General features: G+C 66.5%; 13 protein-coding genes and 1 pseudogene. 11 read left to right on the top strand and 3 right to left on the bottom strand.

The features are described from left to right. The first annotated feature begins 8 nt into the window (after positions 1–8). The 9 genes from P0Y59_02565 to P0Y59_02525 all read left to right on the top strand — a co-directional run bounded on the left by P0Y59_02565 (position 9) and on the right by P0Y59_02525 (position 10,208). Entirely contained in the window at positions 9–470 is a 462-nt protein-coding gene (locus P0Y59_02565; GenBank protein ID WEK00594.1) for a hypothetical protein, read from the top strand. Further along, positions 467–712, top strand: coding sequence for a hypothetical protein (locus P0Y59_02560; GenBank protein ID WEK00593.1), 246 nt, complete (start codon positions 467–469; stop codon positions 710–712). Before P0Y59_02565 ends, P0Y59_02560 begins: the two co-directional genes overlap by 4 nt. Then, on the top strand, positions 705–3,545 hold the full coding sequence (locus tag P0Y59_02555) for a hypothetical protein (protein WEK00592.1): 2,841 nt from the start codon (positions 705–707) through the stop codon (positions 3,543–3,545). The genes P0Y59_02560 and P0Y59_02555 overlap by 8 nt, the downstream gene beginning before the upstream one ends. Positions 3,546–3,555: 10 nt before the next feature. Continuing rightward, positions 3,556–4,227, top strand: coding sequence for a hypothetical protein (locus tag P0Y59_02550; GenBank protein WEK00591.1), 672 nt, complete (start codon positions 3,556–3,558; stop codon positions 4,225–4,227). Then, positions 4,211–4,804: a hypothetical protein gene (locus P0Y59_02545; protein ID WEK00590.1), complete on the top strand. Its 594-nt coding sequence runs from the start codon at positions 4,211–4,213 to the stop codon at positions 4,802–4,804. The genes P0Y59_02550 and P0Y59_02545 overlap by 17 nt, the downstream gene beginning before the upstream one ends. Beyond that, on the top strand, positions 4,789–5,235 hold the full coding sequence (locus P0Y59_02540; GenBank protein ID WEK00589.1) for a hypothetical protein: 447 nt from the start codon (positions 4,789–4,791) through the stop codon (positions 5,233–5,235). Before P0Y59_02545 ends, P0Y59_02540 begins: the two co-directional genes overlap by 16 nt. Then, entirely contained in the window at positions 5,220–7,307 is a 2,088-nt protein-coding gene (locus tag P0Y59_02535; GenBank protein WEK00588.1) for a hypothetical protein, read from the top strand. Before P0Y59_02540 ends, P0Y59_02535 begins: the two co-directional genes overlap by 16 nt. Before the next feature lie 13 nt (positions 7,308–7,320). Further along, positions 7,321–9,687, top strand: a complete 2,367-nt coding sequence (locus P0Y59_02530) for a GDSL-type esterase/lipase family protein (GenBank protein ID WEK00587.1) — start codon at positions 7,321–7,323, stop codon at positions 9,685–9,687. 176 nt (positions 9,688–9,863) lie between these two features. Then, complete coding sequence (locus P0Y59_02525; protein WEK00586.1) at positions 9,864–10,208, top strand: hypothetical protein; 345 nt, start codon at positions 9,864–9,866, stop codon at positions 10,206–10,208. A gap of 216 nt (positions 10,209–10,424) precedes the next feature. Here P0Y59_02525 and P0Y59_02520 read toward each other — a convergent pair whose 3' ends face one another. Together P0Y59_02520 and P0Y59_02515 are read right to left on the bottom strand one after the other, a co-directional pair. Further along, positions 10,425–11,696, bottom strand: a complete 1,272-nt coding sequence (locus tag P0Y59_02520; GenBank protein ID WEK00585.1) for an amidohydrolase family protein — start codon at positions 11,694–11,696, stop codon at positions 10,425–10,427. 82 nt (positions 11,697–11,778) lie between these two features. Beyond that, positions 11,779–13,089, bottom strand: coding sequence for an MFS transporter (locus tag P0Y59_02515; GenBank protein WEK00584.1), 1,311 nt, complete (start codon positions 13,087–13,089; stop codon positions 11,779–11,781). A 186-nt stretch (positions 13,090–13,275) separates the two neighbouring features. Here P0Y59_02515 and P0Y59_02510 point away from each other — a divergent pair, with 186 nt between their 5' ends. Further along, on the top strand, positions 13,276–14,463 hold the full coding sequence (locus P0Y59_02510) for a molybdopterin molybdotransferase MoeA (GenBank protein ID WEK00583.1): 1,188 nt from the start codon (positions 13,276–13,278) through the stop codon (positions 14,461–14,463). A 56-nt stretch (positions 14,464–14,519) separates the two neighbouring features. Next, complete coding sequence (gene lexA / locus P0Y59_02505; GenBank protein ID WEK00582.1) at positions 14,520–15,197, top strand: transcriptional repressor LexA; 678 nt, start codon at positions 14,520–14,522, stop codon at positions 15,195–15,197. 7 nt (positions 15,198–15,204) lie between these two features. Here lexA and P0Y59_02500 read toward each other — a convergent pair. Beyond that, positions 15,205–17,382: pseudogene (locus tag P0Y59_02500) on the bottom strand (ComEC/Rec2 family competence protein). Positions 17,383–17,393 lie beyond the last annotated feature (11 nt).

Here is a 17,393-nt window from a genome sequence, read left to right as displayed (position 1 = left end):
GAATTCCCATGGCCGACGCGCCCTTGCTTGACCTGGCCACGCTGATCGTCCGGCAGGCGATCGACATTGATGGCCGACGCTTCGAGATATTGAGCGCCGACGAATTGTCGGTGCTTGATTCGCATCGCTTCGGCATCTGGGGCCGCCAGATCGAACGCCTCGCGGCCAGTGACGACGCCGACGACAGCGCGGAATATGCCGAACTGATCCAGCGTGTCGCGCGCGCCGCGATCGTCGATGTCCCCGATGAGGTGTTCGCGCGCCTCACCGGCACGCATCAGATGGCGATCGTGGATGTTTTTACCGGTCTCCTGCTGCGCAACAGGCTCGGCGTAGCAGGAGCGATGGCGAGGGCGATGGGCGGCCTGCCGACTGGGGAGACCTTATTCCCCGGCTTCAGCGCTTCTACGGCGGCACAGGACAATGGTGGCTGGCTGAAGCGCCTGCGGCACTGGTTCGCGCGTACGTGAAGATGCTCCCGCGCCTCCAGGCCGAGGAACAGCTGGTCGCGGTCGACGCGAACGCGCTGGGCACCGGCAGCTACGACCAGGGCGACGCGCGGCGGATGATGGGCCGGCTGCGCGACACCGCATCCGGCGACGCCAATGGCGAGACCCGGAAGCGCGGCCCTGCGGCCAACCCGGCCCAGATTTCGCAGATGGGCGTCAGCGTCACCATCCTGCCTCCCGAGGAGCCTCTAAGCGGTGCCTGAGAGCCTTGGCGAAGCGCTGCTCTATCTGCGCACCGACGATCGCGGCCTCGATGCCGGCATCAGCAATGCCAAGGGTAAGAGCGAAGGTCTCGGCCGGACGCTCGACGCCACGTCGGGCAGCGCGTCGCGCCTGGGCAAGGCGCTGGATGATACCGGCAGCAGCGCGGGCAAGGCGGGAGGATCGACCGCCGAATATTCGCGCGACGTCGCGCGGCTGAAGGCGCAGATCGATCCCGCCTGGGGTTCCTTGCAGAAGTTCCGCAGCGAAGCGGTGATCCTGCGCGAGGCGCTGGACGCAGGGGCGATCACGCACAAGCAATATGTCGAGACCATGCGGCAGAACGCATCAGCGGCAGGCCTGCTGACCAACGCGGGCAAACAGGTGACCGCGATGACCGGCGGCCAGCGTGCCGGCGTGAATCAGCTGATTATGAACATCGGCGACATGTCGACCATGTATTCGATGGGCGCGCGGCCGGCACAGATTTTCGCGAGCCAGATCGGGCAGATCACCCAGGCGGTGCAGCTGGCCTCGGGCGGGACCAGCAAGTTCGCCACCTTCCTCGGCGGGCCTTACGGCATGGCCCTGGCGCTGGCGGTGCAGCTGGGCGGGCCGTTCCTCGGCTTCCTGTTCGAGAGCAAGACGGCGGCGGACAAGGCGGCCGAGGCGAACGAGACGCTCACCCAGAAGCTCGACCGGCAGAAGCATAGCCTGGCCGAGGTGAGCGCCGCACTGAAGGAGTATAATGGCGAGCAGGCAAAGGCGCGCGAGACCGCGCTTCAGCAGGCCGAGGCGGCGAAGAAGGCGGCGGATGCACAGCTGAAGGAAGCACTGGCCATCCGCACCAAGCTGGCGGCCGAGCTGGAAGCTCGCCGGGCGTCAGCCTCCGCCAATATGGGCCAGGGCGCCGGGGGCGCGGCGGGCGCCTTCTCCCAAGGCCAGCTGACCGCGACCGAACAGAAAATCAAAGACAATGAAAAGCAGATCGCTGACCTGAGAAAACAGGCAAGGGAAGCCGGCGCCAATCTCGCCGACGAGCGATCCCAGATCGACGCCGACCCGGTGAAAAAGACCCGTGAAGGGTTCGCCAAATTACAGGAACAGGCGAAGGCGACGATTACCGACGTCGACAAGCTGACCGCTCGCCTGACCGCGTTGCGTGAGCAGGAAGACGAAGCGGTCAAGAAAATCCGGGAGTCCGGCCGAAGCCGGGACACGACGGCGGCCGATGCCAGTCTCGGCGACATGACCGCATTGCTGAAGAAATTGTTCCCCGGCGCGCGGATCACTTCGACCACGGGCGGCAAGCACGCAGTCGGGAGCGACCACCCCAAGGGCAAGGCGATCGACTTCGTTCCCCAGGGCGGCATGGGGACCTATACGACGGCCGAGGTCGAGAAGATCCTGGAGGAAGCCGGCGTCACCATCCGGCGCAACGCCAGCGGCACCAAGCAGATATTCGGTCCCGGCCGCTCGGCGGGCAAGCCGGGCGACCATGACGACCATTTCCATTTTGCCTGGACCGGCGGCGCCTCGCCCGAGGAAGCAGAACGGCGCAAAGCGCAGGCCGACGCAAAGAAGCTCGCGGCGCAGGAAAAGGAAGACAGGCGCGTCGAGCGTTACAGCCGCGATCTGGCCGGGCTCCAGCAGGCAGCGGCCGATATCCAGAAGCGTATGGCCGACACGGCCGAGGAACGCGCCAAGCTGGAATTGCAGGGCCTCGAAATCGCCACGGGCGAACAGGCGCGGCGCATCACCGCCAGCAAGGACTATACCGAGGCGCAGAAACTCCAGCTGCTATTGGCGCTATCCATCAAGGACAGCCTCGAACGCCAGCTGATCGAGCAGCGTAAGAATGAAGAGCTTGCGCGGCAGGCGTTCGAAGTCGCCCAGGCGCAGCGGGCCAATGCCCGCGATCTTCTCCAGAACGAACTGAAACTCGCCGAAACCCGCGAGACGCGCCACGACATCGAACTGCGGTTGCTTGACCTGACATACGAGCAGGAAAAGGCGGCACTCGATGCGGTGCTTGCAAGCACTGAAGCAACTGAGGCGCAGAAGAAGATCGCGCAGGCTCGACTGGCGATCCTCGGCCAGCTGAAGGCCGGCGATCGTGCGGCGATCGAGCGCGAGTATGAGAACCCCGTTGAGCGCTATCAGCGCGAGCTTCGGAACTATGGAGCCGGGATCAACGACGAACTGGCCAAAGTGCCCGTCAATGGTCTCCAGAAGCTTGAAGATCGGTTGGTCGAAACGCGGCTCCGGCTGAAGGAACTGGGCGCAGCGTTCAAGGACGTTGCCAATCAGATAATCTCCGACCTTCTGCGAATCGCGGTCAGGCAGTGGATAACTGCTCCGCTCGCCGGGCTGTTGTTCGGGGGTGGCGGTGGCGGCGGGGCGGCCTCGGGTGGCGGCGGCATTTTCGGTAGCCTTTTTGGCAGCGTCCTGGGCGGCCTGTTCGGCGGAGGGAAGTCGAATGTCCCGGCCGGTGGCTCCGGCACGTTCGGGGGCGGTATGAACCCCAATGGCTCCTATAGCTTCGCCGGGTTGTTCGCCGATGGCGGACTGATCCCCAACGGCCATTTCGGCATCGTCGGCGAGGCAGGCCCCGAGCCGATCTTCGCGACCGGTGCCGGCATAGGCGTGATGCCCAATTCCGCCCTGCGCGGCATGGATAACAGCCGGCCGGGGACGCTCAACGTCACCGTCTCCGGCGCGCGCGGCAATGCCGAGATCGAGGACATGGTCCGCAGCGGCGTCAGCCAGGGCATCGCCAGCTACGACCGCGTGGTTGGCAGCCGGGTGCGCGACAATCTGGCGAGGCGGTCATGAGGATGAGAACATGAGCCGTTTCGAATGGCCGGCCAGCCTGGTGCCGACCGATGTGCAAGTGCGCCCGCCGCGCAAGACGGTTGGCCTTAACACCAGCCAGTCGGAGTTCACCCAGGCGGTGCCGGCGATCCGGCCGCCGTTCGGCCTGACGCTGGAATTCAGCGACCTGTACGGCAACGAGGTGCTTGCCTATCGCGCGGCGCTCGCCCTGTTCGAAGGCCGGGCCAACACGGTGCGCGTGCCGCTGTTCGACCTGTGGTTCGCCGCGAGCGATGCTGCGCTGGGCGCGGGCGGTTCTCCGCATTCGGACGGGGCGCCTTTTTCCGATGGCGCGCTCTATCTGGTCGACGATCTGGCGGGCGTGACGGTGACCGGCACCCAGGGCGACCGGACGATCACGGCCGACTTCGGCAATTACGGCCAGCTTCTCCAGGGCGGGCTCTATTTCGGGCTTGGCGACCATCCCTATATCGCGACCGGAGTGTGGTGGAACGGGACCGTCGCCACGATCCGCTTCTCGCCGAGCCTCAGGATCGATTACGTCGATGCACCGCTGAAGCTGCGGCCGACGATGATTGCCGGCCTCGTTGATGACGACAACGGCCAGCTAACGCTCCAGCGCGGGCGCTACGGGGCGGCGACGCTCGATCTGGTGGAGAGGTTCGATGAGCCTCTTTCCTGAGACGATTGCCGCCGCGCTGGCCGGCGCGAAGGTGGAATGCGCCAACCTCGTCCGGTTCGACTTCACCAGCAAGCCTGTGCGCCTGTGGACCGGCAATGGGCGGCTGACGACGAAGGACGGCCAGAAGTGGCAGGCGATCGGGCAGCTGGGCAGCGTGAGCGGTGTCGAGCAGGCGGTGAACGGGGAAGCGCCCGAGGCGACCTTTACCCTGTCCGGGGTTGATAACGAGATCATGCGGCTTGCGCGGGACGAGTTCAAAAGCGAAGTGCTCGGGCGGCGCGCGGTGATCTACATCCAGTTCTTCGGCGAACCGGACGAGGCCGACCCTGACAACCAGCGGCCGCTCGACCGGCCGTTTGCGCTCTGGGGTGGGCGGCTGCTGACGCCGACCTTCACCTTCGACCAGAATGGCGAGCGCTCTATCGCGCTATCGGCGGAGAGCCTGTTCTCCCTCCGGTCCCGGCCCCAATACGCCATGTACACCGACCGCGACCAGGACCACCGCTTCCACGGCGACCGGGGGTTCGAGTTCGTCGCCACACTGGTCAACAAGGTGGTGACATGGCCGGACTGGTGACCGCGCCCGCTGTGCCGGTCGATGCCGTCGCCGCCGAGCTGCGCCGCTGGGCGAGTACGCCGTTCGACTGGACGCGCGACAATTGCGGCCTGGCGGTTCTTGGCTATGCCGAGCGCCTTCGCGGCCGGCAGGTCCGGCCGGCGCCAAGCTTTCAGGGCAAGGTCGGCGCCGGCCTGATGCTCGAACGGCACGGCGGGTTCGCCGGCTATTGTTCCTGGGCAATGGCGCAGATCGGTTGCGCGGTAACCGAAACGCCCGAGCGCGGCGATGTCGCGCTGGTCGACCTTCCCGGCTCGGGCCTGACCGCGTGCCTCTGCCTGAGCCGCGCGAGTTCAGGCGCGACCCTGTGGGCAGCGCGCGGCGACCATGCCGTGGTGATCGAGCCGGGCGAGCCGACCAAGGCATGGAGGGTCACATGCCCCAGGCGATAGCGGGCTTCCTCATCAAGCTGGGCGTGAGCAAGCTGATCGCGTCGATCGCGGCCTTCGTCATCAGCGTCGGCATTCAGGTCGGCGCCAGCGTGCTGCTCAACGCCATTTTCGGGCGGGGCGGCGCGAAGCCGAGCGATGGCCAGCAGAACATCAACGAGGCGGTCGGATCGCGTTTCCGCCGCTATGGCATCGTCCATTCCGGCGGCCAGCGAAGCTTCCTCGAAAGCTCGGCCGGCCGCCTCGGCATCGTCGTGACGCTGGGTACGGGCGAAGAGAGCGGCATCCTTGAGCACCGGATCAACGACAAGCCGGTGACCGTCGCGGGCGGAACGGTGACCGAGCCGAGCTTTCACAATGCCGTCCATATCTACACACGCGAGGGTTCGGACAGCCAGACTGCGATCAGCGAATTGACCGCCAGGTTTCCGCAATGGACATCGGCCCATCGGCAGCGCGGGTGCGCCCACGCCGCGATCATCTGCGATCCGGTGAAGCAGGAATATTTCAACGAGGTCTTCAACGGGCAGATGCCCATCTACAGCCAGGTGCGGAAGGGCGCGCGGCTCTATGACCCGCGCCGCGATTCAACGGCGGTGATCCATGACGACGGTGCGGGTTTCATCGTCAACGGCACCGGGCCGCAGCGCCTTAACGACAAGTCGACCTGGCCATGGAGCGACAACGCGGCGCTGGTGATCGCCGATTATTTCGCCCACCCGGACGGCTATGGCGGCGGCTTCGACAATGTGAACTGGACGAACATCGCCGGGGAAGCCGAGATCGCCGACCAAAGCGTGACGACGGTGACCGGAGAGGTGATCGCCCGCTGGCGGCTCTGGGCGAGCTATGCGCTGGCCAACACCGAACGCCGCCACGTGATGGCCGATCTGATGAAGGCCTGCGACGCCTTTAGCTGGCAGGACGCCGAGGGCCGGTTCAACCTGATGCTCGGCCGTTTCGTAGAACCGACCGTCGTGCTTACCGACAACCATATCCTCGGGCAGACAGCCACGCTCGGCCCAACCGCCCAGCAGCGCGTGAACGCCCTGAAGATGCTCTATACCGAGGCCGCTATCGGCTATCGCGAGCAGGAAAGCGCGATCGTCGCCGATCCGGACGCGGCCGACGACCCCAACACCGACCCGCAAGCGGTCGACCTCTACTATGCACCGCATCACAACCAGGCGGTGCGCGTCGGCAAGCTGATGCTCGCGCGGCTTGGCGACCGCTGGCACATCACCGCGCTGCTCAACCTATACGGCCTCAACCTGATCGGCCAACGGTTCTGCCGGCTTGAATCGGCCGCGCTGGGCGTCGCCGGTTACTTCGCCGTGGCGGGCCTGAAGCTCAACCTCGCCGAGATGACGATTGAAGCCACGCTGGACGAGGTAAAGCCGGCGGACTGGCAGTTCGATGCGGCAACCGAGGAGGGCACGCCGCCCTCGGTGCCAGGCGCAGCACCGCCGCCGCCGCCGCTGGCCGCACCGACCGGCCTTGCGCTGGCGACGGTGCAGATCGCCCTGGACGGCGCCACGGGCGTCTCGATCGGCGCGAGCTGGGCCGATCCCGGCCGGCCCGATCTGAACTGGGAAGCGACGTACCGGCCGAGCGCTGGCGGCGACTGGGTGCCGATGGCCGTGGACAATGACGCGCGCACCGCCCGCAGCGGCGCGGTGAGCAGCGGTGTCGCGTACACCGTTCGGGTGCGGGCGCTGACGATCAGCGGGCGGCCGAGCGCCTATGCCACCGGCACGATCACGCCCGTGGCCGACGCCCCCGTCCTCGGCCCTCCAACCGAGCTGACCGCGACCGGTGGGGTCGGCAAGGCGGACGTGCGCTTCCGCATGCCGACCGGCGCGTCACTCGCCTTTGCGCGGCTCTATCACTCAGCGAACAACAATTTCGGGACGGCGACGCAGGTGGGCGGGATCATCACCGGCGGGCTCGGACAGGTCATGACGGTGACCGACACCGGGCTTTCTTCCGGGGCGCAATATTACTGGGTCCGGGCTTTTGACGGGTCGGGCGGACAGTCCGCCGTGACCGGTCCCGCGACCGCGACGATCAGCTAGAAGGGACAGGGAAATGGGCGCGATCAAGGAGAAGTTCGATCAGGTCTATCGGGATTTCGCGACGGACGGCTTGAGTTCGAGCGGCCTTTACGACCCACCTAAAGCCGAGGTGCGCGGGATTGGGCCGATGATCGAGGCGGCACTGGGGAATGTGGGTATCGGCGCGCTGCTATCGGTGACGAAGCTGACCAAACCACTTCTGGACGCCGACCTTGCCCATGCGGCCGGCGACGTTGCCCTGGTCTATGCCGATGGCGTCGACGTCAACAACGACCTGTATTTGAAGAGCGGTGCGAGCGGCGTAGGCGGGTGGAACAACACGGGCATCTTGCATGCCATCATGGACGGCCTGGGTCGGCCCGGGATCGACCTCGCCAGGAACTGGGCATCCCTCGCGGCCGGCGAGCCAGATCCCGATCATCACCCAGGCGCGCTATCGGCGTATCAGTACGCGCAGAAGATCGCGGCCCTCGTGGACGATGCGGTGGCGGCGGGCCAGGCGGTCGAGAGCATCAGCCCCTATCTCACCGACCTAACAACCATCGCCGACACGATCGACGCGGCTGAGAACATCGTCCTGGCCGCCCCGCTGACCACGTCGAAGGCAGCGACAACGACGATCGCGAGCAACACGACGCTGGCGGCCGACCCGAACCTGACGGTGCCTTTCGCCGCGTATCAGGCCAAGCGATTGAGGGGCCGTATCGACTATTCGACCGGGGCCACAGGCGGGTTCAAGTTCAGGATCGCCGGCCCAGCGGGGGCGACCGTCCAGATCAACCGGCGCGCCATCGCCCCCGGCGCCGCCGCCTATAGCGCGGTCGCGACCGATGTTGCTTTCCACGTCAGCGACGTTGTGGTGACCGGTGCAGCAGGCTCCGGCACCGTCGAATATGACGCCGTGATCTACAACGGCGCCAATGCCGGCGACGTCCAGTTCCTGTGGGCGCAAAACGCCATCGATGCCACCGCCACCAGTGTGAAGGCCGGGGGCGAGATCGAGGCAAAAGCGCTGATCGCGACGGCGCCGTTCGCTTTCGCGAGTTCGGCCATCGCCAAGCTCGGCGACTATACCGGCCCCGGCGCGTCCGGCGGGCACAATGTCATCTCATTTACCCAGGTTGGCGTTGCCGTCAGCTATATCGAAGCGATGATCACCGGTTCCTCGGCCGAGGCGCAGCTCTTCGCCGGCAGCTACACGATCACGGTCGACGGCGGGGCGCCCACCACCGTCACCGCGCCGGCCGGCTGGAGCTATGTGTCGCTGTTCACCGGGCTTGCCGAGGTTCCCCATCGTGTTCGGATCAAGGGCAACTTCATCGATAGTGACATTGCCGTGAGGGCACGCGGCAAGGCGGTGGCCATCGCCCGCCCGTCCGATATCCCCTCCTATTATCGGGTGATGGACGCGACCAACGGCTATGCGTCCTATATCGCCAAGGATGGCGCGCCGGAACTGTACACCGGCAATTATGGTGCAGGCGACAAGCGGGTGACGACGTTGCCCTCAGCGTGCGGATTTGGCTGGCGGTTCGCCGCGACCACGACGAGCATTCGTGCCTGGGTGTATGACGCCAGCAACGGCAGCTCCTACGAACTTCTCCAGGATGGTGTGTCGATCGCGACCTTCAATTTCACAGGCACCCGGCCTGGCACGTTCGCGATGATCACGCTGGCGACCGGCCTGAATGGCGCACACGAGTATGAGATCAGGCCGATTACCTCGGGCCGGTTCTTCTACCTTCACGCTATCCTGGTCGACTCGCTGAGCCCGTCGGCGCACGCCGCGAAGGAACTGGATGCATGGTACGGGGACAGCAATGTGGAGATGCCGATCGGAGCCGACGCACGAACCCATGCCGCCTTCCTGCTCGCGAGCCCCGCCGGCCGCGCCTGCATCCGCAAAGGGCTTGGCGGACAGCGGGTATCGACCTGGGGCCGGGACAACACCGCGCTGGTGACCACAGGCCTTAGCCAGGCCGCGAGCCGCCTCTTCAACATGATCGGGGTCAACGACTATTATTACGGCACCCCGCTCGCCACGTTGGAGGCCGACTACACAGGGCAGATCGTCAACCAACGAGCAGGCAACGCCACGGCCAAGATCGTCTGCATTGGCCTGCACGAGCACTACCGCGCGCCGCTTGCTGGCGGTCCCTATTCGGATACCGATCGCCGCGCATACAACGCCCGCATCCAGGCCGCCGTCGCTGCGTGCCGCGCGGCCGGCGATACCAACGTCTATTATGTCGACCCGACCGGCTGGATCATCGGCACGTCGCCTACGCCCGATCTTGCTGACGGGGTTCATCTGAGCACGGCGGGCTGGATCAAGTTCCGCGCTGGGTTGCAGACGGCCCTGACGGCGCTGGGGATTTGAGCCCAAGGCGCCCCTCAGGAGGTTCTTAAGGGGTCCTTAGAGCCATTCGCAGACTTCGAACCGAAAGGTCGCGCTGCTCCATTCGTCGCTAATACGCTGTCGTTGGTTTGCGTGGCCGCCTAATTGCGCCGACAATGAGCGGCCGACGACTTTCGCCGGGCAGCAGGAGAGAGGAAATGTCCCAAGAGGAAGCGTTACGGAATTTGGGAACGAATGTTGGGAAGCATCTCGACCAACTGAAGGTGCCCAGCGTCGCCAACCCGCCTTCCCATGGAGGCAGTGAACAGCGTGTAGCAACGAAGCAGTCTCACCAGGCAACGTTGCTGGATTTGGCCGTGGAGGCTGTCGGGCGCGCTGACCGGGTCAGGCTGCGCCTTTCATTCGAGAGCGATTGGATTACCGTTGAGGAGATCGAGGATCGCCAAGGGCTGTTCAGCTATGTGAGGAAGGATGCGAGCAGCCGCAAAACGGCGCTCCTAGACACTCTGTTGGCAGTCAGTGTGGAAGATGCGGGCACTTAAAAGTGCTCCAGAATGTCTTGTCAAACACTCCAGAAACGAATGTCCGGCTACATCCGGCATTTTTTCCGCTGTTATCAATAACAGCGGCAACGCACCATAACCCTTTGAGAACAATTCATAAAATCCGACTAAAATTCCAACATAACAGCGGTAGAAAAAACAACCGTGCCGTTGTCGCGATAACAGCGGAAATCCGGCCCATCGTGGAGCCCGGTTTCAATCCAGCTTGCGGCCGGCGATCCAGACCTGTTCGAGACTATGGGTGTTGCGGATATCGGCCAGCGGATTGGCGCCCAGCACCAGCAGGTCCGCCTGCCGCCCGGGCCGCAAGGTGCCGACCATGTCGTCGATCCGCATCACCTTCGCCGCACCACCGGTCGCGGCCACCAGCACTTTCATCGGGGTCAGCCCGGCCTCGACCATCATCTGCATTTCGAGATGCTCGAAATAGCCCTGCCAGCGGCCGGTGGGCGCGCCGGTATCGGTGCCCATCGCGATCGCGACACCGGCATCCGACAGCAGTTTCAGGTTGCGCCTGGCCTGGTCGAGCGCCGGCTTGATCGCCTGGGCGGCGGCGCTCGCCTTCACCCTGGCCTGCGCCTCCGGGTCCAGCAACGCGGCGAGCGGCAGGCGATGGGCCTCTTCCCGGGTGAAGAACGGATCGGTCACGAAATCGGGGGTCGATTCATAGACGAACACCGACAGGTCGCGCGTCAATGTCGGGATATAGCCGACACCCTTCGCCTTGATTTCGGCGATCAGCGCAGGGTCCACGTCGCGGTCGCGGATGCTGTGGGCGAGGATATCGACGCCGGCATCGACCAGCCCCCTGGTCTCGTCCGCGGTGAACATGTGCGCGGCGACGCGCAGTTTATCGATATGCGCCTGGTCGATCATCGCACCATAGACGGCCGGGGTGCGGATCGGGGCGTCGGGCGGCCCCTCGAGCCTGATCTTGATGATGTCGACGCCCCGCGCGGCATTGGCCGTCGCGGCGGCGCGGCCCTCATCCGGGCTCGTGGCGGTGAGCACAGGGCCGGAGACGTAGAGCCGCGCCATGCCCGGGCCGAACGGCGCGGTGCGCAGTTCGTCGCGGAGCTTCACCGTCTCCACCCCGTCATCGCCAAGGCTGTAGACCGTGGTGACGCCGTAGCGGGCGTAGAGCGCAAGCTGGTCGGCAAGCTGGGTGCGCGCCGGGATCGCCGACTTCGCGTCGAAGAACAGATGGCCATGCGCGTTGACGATCCCGGGCATGATCGTCTTGCCCGTCACGTCGATCCGGGTGGTGCCTGCCGGAATCGGGGTGCGCGCACGGGTGCCCACCGCGGTGACCTTGCCGTCGGTCACCACCACGACGCCGTTCGGGATCGGCGCCCGGCCGGTGCCGTCGATCACCCGCGCGCCGGTGAAGGCAGTCGTCTCGGCATGAACCGGCGCGATCGCCAGCAACGACAATGCCCAAAGGCCAAGACCGCTCAGGAACCGCATGCTCTCACCCGCTTATTGCTCCCTCTTATTACCAAAGCCTGGCGGGAGCATAGCACCCGCCTGGCGCTTGGGTAACGCCGGATCAGCCCTCCCCGCCAAGGCGTCGTTTCCGCTCGATGATCCGCACCGCGCCGAAGATCACGAACAGCACGACGGGGATGAGCGCCACGACCTGGAACGAGCGTGTCGCGGCATAGGCAAGCACGTCGTTCAGCACCGGCCCGGGCTGCAATGCGGCGAAGGCGGCTTCGCCCCCTGCCCGCTCCAGCTTGGCCTTGTCGTAGATCGCGCCGAGCTTCGGCAGCACCAGCTGGATCGCCATCGCACCGGCAAAGCCGACCAGCCCGATCGTCCAGGCCCCGCCGCGCGGATAACGATAGGCCACTGCCGCGATCATCGTCGGCCACATGAACGCGACGCCCACCGCCCACACCGTCGCCGCGACGAGAGCAGTGACCGGCGAGGAGGCGATACTGAGCAGGTACAGGCCGAGCGCGGCCGGCACCGTGCAGAGCCACAACAGCCCCATGTCGGAGAAACGATGCGACAGCATGCCAGCGAAGTGGCGCATCACGAACATGATCGCTGAGACGTAGACGAGCAGCAGGATGCCCTTCATGCCCACCGTGTGGGTCAGCGCCACGTCCACCCACGATCCCGGCGCCAGCTCGGCCGAGGCGGTCAGGAACATGATCGCGCAGAAAATCCAGAAGGTCGGGCGCCTGAACGGCACCGCGATCATCTCGCCAAAGCCGACGCCCAGCGCCGCGCTCTCGGTCTTCGGAAATTTCTGGGTGAGCGTCCACAGCCCGAAGGCAATGCCGGGCACCGCGATCAGGGCGATGTCCCAGCGCCAGTCGAGCCCGAGCTGCCCGACGCCGATGCTCGCCAGCCCGCCGACGACGATCCCGGCCGGCCACCAGGCATGAAGCACGTTGAGCCTGTGGGTCTTGTCGGCGGGATAGAGCGCCGCGGTCATCGGGTTGATCGATGCCTCGGTGCACCCCCAGCCCACGCCGGTCAGCGCCATGCCCAGGATGACGAAGGTGCCGACGCCTGCGCCGCTGCCCAGCGTCGGCGCCAGCACCATCAGCACCGATCCGCCGACGAAGCTGCACGCCGCCAGCAACAGCACCCGCTTCGCCCCGATCACGTCGAGGAACGGGCTCAGCACCAGTAGCGAGAAGGCGAAGCCGCTGAACGCCGCACCGAGCGCGCCGCCGATCATCTTGCCCGAATTGGCCGGGTCGATCGGATCGAACACCGCCTGGCGGATCGCATCCGAGGCGGCCGTCCGCATCGAAAAGGCGACCGCGGCGGTGAACAGCGCCAGCACGCAGATCCAGAACAAGGCTGTACGATTATAGGTGTCAGGCGCCGGTGAGTCCGTCATGCATCATCCCCCGTGACCGCAACCATTGTTGCGCGAAGCATTCCGCCGGCTTGATCGCGGCGGATCTGCTATCGCATGATTGCTACGACACTGATCGGCCCGTGGGAAGATGATAGCGGTAACTGATATTCTGGCCCGATCGAGCCTGTCTCGACCCGCGCCGATGGGGTGGATAGGAAAGGCATCATGAACACCGCGCTGATCCCGGTAGCTGAAGCCCAGACCCGCCTGTTCGCGCTTGCCCTTCCCATGGCGGCGGAAACAATGCCCTTGCGTGAAGCAGCCGGCCGCTGGGTCGCCGGGGACATTCTCGCATTGCGCACCCAGCCAGCGACCGATCTTTCGGCGATGGACGGCTATGCGATCCGCTTCGCCGACCTGCCCGGCCCGCTCATCCTGATCGGCGAGAGCGCGGCCGGCCGGCCTTTCGCCGGCGCCATCGGCACGAGGGAGACAGTCCGCATCTTCACCGGCGCGGCAATGCCCGGCGGTGCTGACAGCGTGCTGATCCAGGAAGAAGCGGCACGAGAAGGCGAGCAGGTGCTGCTCTCGGGCGAAGGCCCTCGGGGCCAGGGTGGCAACGTCCGCCGCAAGGGCCTCGACTTCGCCACAGGCGATCTGCTGATCGGCAAGGGCGAGCGCCTCACGCCCGCGCGCATCGCGGTGGCGGCGACCGGCGGCCACGGCGCCCTGCCCGTCACGCGCCGGCTACGCGTCGCGATCGTCGCGACCGGCGATGAGCTGGTCGTCCCGGGCGCCCCCCTTGGGGTCGGCGCATTGCCGGAATCGAATGGCGCGATGCTCGCCGCGATGCTCGCTGACCTGCCCGCGGACGTGATCGATCTCGGCATCCTGCCCGACCGGCTCGACACGACCATCGCAGCCTTCGCCGCGGTGGACGCCGACATCCTCGTCACCACCGGCGGCGCCTCGGTCGGCGATCACGATCTCGTCAGGCCGGCGCTGGAAGCGGCGGGCGGCAGCGTCGACTTCTGGCGGATCGCGCTCCGCCCGGGCAAGCCGATGATGGCGGGGCGGCTGAATGGCGCGGTCGTGCTTGGCCTGCCGGGCAACCCGGTCTCGGCCTTCGTCACCGCCTTCCTCTTCCTGCGCCCGCTGATCGCGACCATGTCGGGTGCGCTCGATCCGTTCCCCCGCACGGCGACGGCGATCCTCGGCGAGGACCTGCCCGCGAACGACCGCCGCCAGGACTATCTGCGCGCCGCCATCCGCGACGGCCGGGCCTTCGCCTCGGGCATTCAGGACAGTTCGATGCTCCTGACGCTCGCCCGCGCCGACTGCCTGATCGTCCGCGCGCCCCATGCGCCGGCGCTCGGCGCGGGAGAAGCTGTGGAAATCCTTCCACTCGCTTGACACGGCACCGGAACATTGCATAAACGTTCCCAGTCTGTTCCGACGGAGGAATTGGGATGCTTACCCGCAAGCAGCATGAGCTGATCTGCTTCATCAACGATCGCCTTGAGGCGAGCGGCGTTTCGCCCTCGTTCGAAGAAATGAAGGAGGCGCTCGACCTCAAGTCCAAATCGGGCGTCCACCGCTTGATCAGTGCGCTTGAGGAACGAAAGTTCATCCGCCGCCTGCCCAACCGCGCCCGCGCGCTCGAAGTGCTGCGCATGCCGGAACGTCCGGAAACGATCCGCAAGACGGCAACCGCCGCTGCTGCGCCGGCCAGCAACGTGAAGAAGATCCCCGAACCCGCGAACGACGTGATCGAGATCCCGCTGCACGGCCGGATCGCGGCAGGCGTGCCGATCGAGGCGTTCGAGGGCCAGTCGATGCTCGCGGTGCCCGCGGCATTGCTCGGCGGCGGCGATCATTATGCGCTTGAGGTCTCCGGTGACTCGATGGTCGATGCCGGCATCCTCGACGGCGACTACGCCCTGATCCGCCGGGCCGATACCGCGCGCGACGGCGAGATCGTCGTGGCGCTGATCGAAGACAGCGAAGCGACGCTCAAATATTTCCGTCGGGAGGGCGCGATGATCCGCCTCGATCCAGCGAACCGCGCCTATGATCCGCAGCGTTATTCCCCCGATCAGGTCCGCGTCCAGGGTAAGCTCGCCGGCCTTCTCCGCCGCTACGTCTGATCGGTACGGGCGCCGCCACCCGCCACGGATGGCGGTCGCCCGGCTGAAGCACGGTGGTGACCTGGCCGGTGCGGAGCGTGACGGCGACGCCGCCGGTCTTCGCCAGCATATCCCGGTCGAGCCGCAGCCAGCGCGGCGTGCACGCGTCAGGCAGCCAGCGTTCGCTGACCACGATATCAGCGGTGCGGCACGCTGCGATAAGCTCGCCCGCCGGCACGAGATAGGCGCTCCGCGTCGCAAGGATCCGCCAGGTCCGCTCGCCCGCCTTCTGTTCGACCAGGCAGAGGTCGCGGCTGCACCGTGCCTCGGGCTGGTCGGAAAGGAACAGGGGCTCGCCGTCCACGCCGCTATTCTCCGACAGCATGTCCGAGGTGTAGTCGCCGACGCGCTCGCGCAGCAGCGCCAGTCCGCCGCGCGCGGTGCGGATGGCGACATGCCTGCCGTCCCCGGTGACAAGCAGGTCGGGCGCCGGAGTCGACAGCGCCCATGCAGCGCCCATGGTGAGCGGCACGGCACCAAGCCGTCTCCACCGCGTCCGCCACAACGCGATCCACAGCCCGCCGACCGCCATCAGCCCGAACGCTCCGCCCGGCATCGCCGGAAGCGCAGCGATCGATCCGGGGATGCTCGCGGTCGCATGCGCGATCCACAACAGCAGATCGAGCGATCGCGCGGTCAGCCACCACAAGGGAGCGCCGAGGCCGACCAGGTCGAACAGCAGCGCCAGCGCCTCGATCGGCATGGTGATGAAGGTCGTCAGCGGAATCGCCACGATATTGGCGATCGCACCATAGATCCCCGCCTTATGGAAATGGAACAGCGCGATCGGGATCAACGAAAGCTCGACGACGATGCCCGTCAGCAACAGCGACAACAGCGTGCGGCCGAGCTTGTGCCACCAGGGCTGCTCGCGCGGCGCGAACCAGCTCTTCACCCGCGGATGTTCATGCAACGCGACGATCGCCGCAACCGCCGCGAAGGAGAGCTGGAAGCTCGGACCGGCAAGCGACTGCGGATAGAGCAGCAGCACGATGAAGGCCCCGGCCGCCACCAGCCGCAAGGTGATCGCCTCCCGTCCCATCGCCATCGCGACCAGTACGAGCAGCGCAGCCACGCATGACCGGATCGTCGGCACCTCCGCACCGGTGAGCAGCGTATAGCCGATGGCCGCGGCGGCGCCCGCCCCGGCAGCGATCAGCGGCAGGCGAAAGCTCAGCGCGAGCCACGGGCTCAGCGCAAGCAGCCGAAGCACCAGTAGCATGACCGCGCCGACCACCGCCGTGATGTGCAGCCCGCTGACCGAAAGGAGATGCGCCAGCCCGGACCGCCGCATCGCCTCGGCATCCTCCTCCGAAATGCCGCCCTGATCCCCGGTCGCCAGCGCCGCCGCGATCGCCCCTGGCCCACCCGGCGCACTCTCCCGGATATGGCGCGACAACCTCTCGCGCAGCCCGGCCCCGCTCGACGTCCCTGGGTTGACGATGGTGACTGGCCCGAACCCGCGCCCCGTACCGCCGATCCCGTCGAACCAGGCGACACGGGCATAATCATAGGCACCGGGCACCGCCGGCTGTGGCGGCGGCATCAATCGAGCGCCGAGCCGAATCGTCGCGCCGCGCGAAAGGCCCTTGGGCACATCGGCCTCGGCCAGGTTGACACGGACATGCGCGGGCAGTGTTGGGAGATCCCGTTTGCTCCGCGACCTTCCAGGACGTGAAGGAACGGACACGACCCGGACCGGCGCCAGCCTCAGCCTGACCAGATCGCGCGACGGCAGCGGCTCGATCCGCTCGACGCGCGCCTCGAAGGTCACGATCACCGGTCGCGCCAGCGTCCGCCCGTCCGAACTCTCGGCCTGCCACCAGATCAGCGCCAGTCCTGCGGCGGCGAGCAGCGCCGCCACCGCCACCACGCGCCCCGCCCGTCCGCCACGCCCGACGGCAATCGCGAACAGCGCCACGCCGGCGAGCGCCAGGACAGACGTCCACCACCAGGCAGAATCGGGCAGTACGAACCATGCGGTAATGCCGGCGCCGAACGACACCGGCACCCACAGGAACAGCTGATCGCGCTCCGTCTCGAGCCACAGCTCAAGGGCCGTCTTCCTGGCGCGCAGTCTTTCTCCGGCCGCGATTTGAAGCCGTCGGGGTCGCGTGCTAGGGGCCTCGGCGGCTGTACTGGCCATCGATTTTCAAG

Origin of the sequence: Candidatus Sphingomonas phytovorans (assembly GCA_029202385.1) — a bacterium.
Lineage (GTDB): Bacteria > Pseudomonadota > Alphaproteobacteria > Sphingomonadales > Sphingomonadaceae > Sphingomonas > Sphingomonas phytovorans.
This window is presented reverse-complemented; position numbering and strand designations above follow the sequence as displayed.

Bases quoted from the DNA above. Each gene is read 5' to 3' on its own strand.
- P0Y59_02565 (WEK00594.1), top strand. From the start codon at position 9: ATGGCCGACGCGCCCTTGCTTGACCTGGCCACGCTGATCGTCCGGCAG.
- P0Y59_02550 (WEK00591.1), top strand. From the start codon at position 3,556: ATGAGCCGTTTCGAATGGCCGGCCAGCCTGGTGCCGACCGATGTGCAA.
- P0Y59_02545 (WEK00590.1), top strand. From the start codon at position 4,211: ATGAGCCTCTTTCCTGAGACGATTGCCGCCGCGCTGGCCGGCGCGAAG.
- P0Y59_02540 (WEK00589.1), top strand. From the start codon at position 4,789: ATGGCCGGACTGGTGACCGCGCCCGCTGTGCCGGTCGATGCCGTCGCC.
- P0Y59_02535 (WEK00588.1), top strand. From the start codon at position 5,220: ATGCCCCAGGCGATAGCGGGCTTCCTCATCAAGCTGGGCGTGAGCAAG.
- P0Y59_02530 (WEK00587.1), top strand. From the start codon at position 7,321: ATGGGCGCGATCAAGGAGAAGTTCGATCAGGTCTATCGGGATTTCGCG.
- P0Y59_02525 (WEK00586.1), top strand. From the start codon at position 9,864: ATGTCCCAAGAGGAAGCGTTACGGAATTTGGGAACGAATGTTGGGAAG.
- P0Y59_02520 (WEK00585.1), bottom strand. From the start codon at position 11,696: ATGCGGTTCCTGAGCGGTCTTGGCCTTTGGGCATTGTCGTTGCTGGCG.
- P0Y59_02515 (WEK00584.1), bottom strand. From the start codon at position 13,089: ATGACGGACTCACCGGCGCCTGACACCTATAATCGTACAGCCTTGTTC.
- P0Y59_02510 (WEK00583.1), top strand. From the start codon at position 13,276: ATGAACACCGCGCTGATCCCGGTAGCTGAAGCCCAGACCCGCCTGTTC.
- lexA (WEK00582.1), top strand. From the start codon at position 14,520: ATGCTTACCCGCAAGCAGCATGAGCTGATCTGCTTCATCAACGATCGC.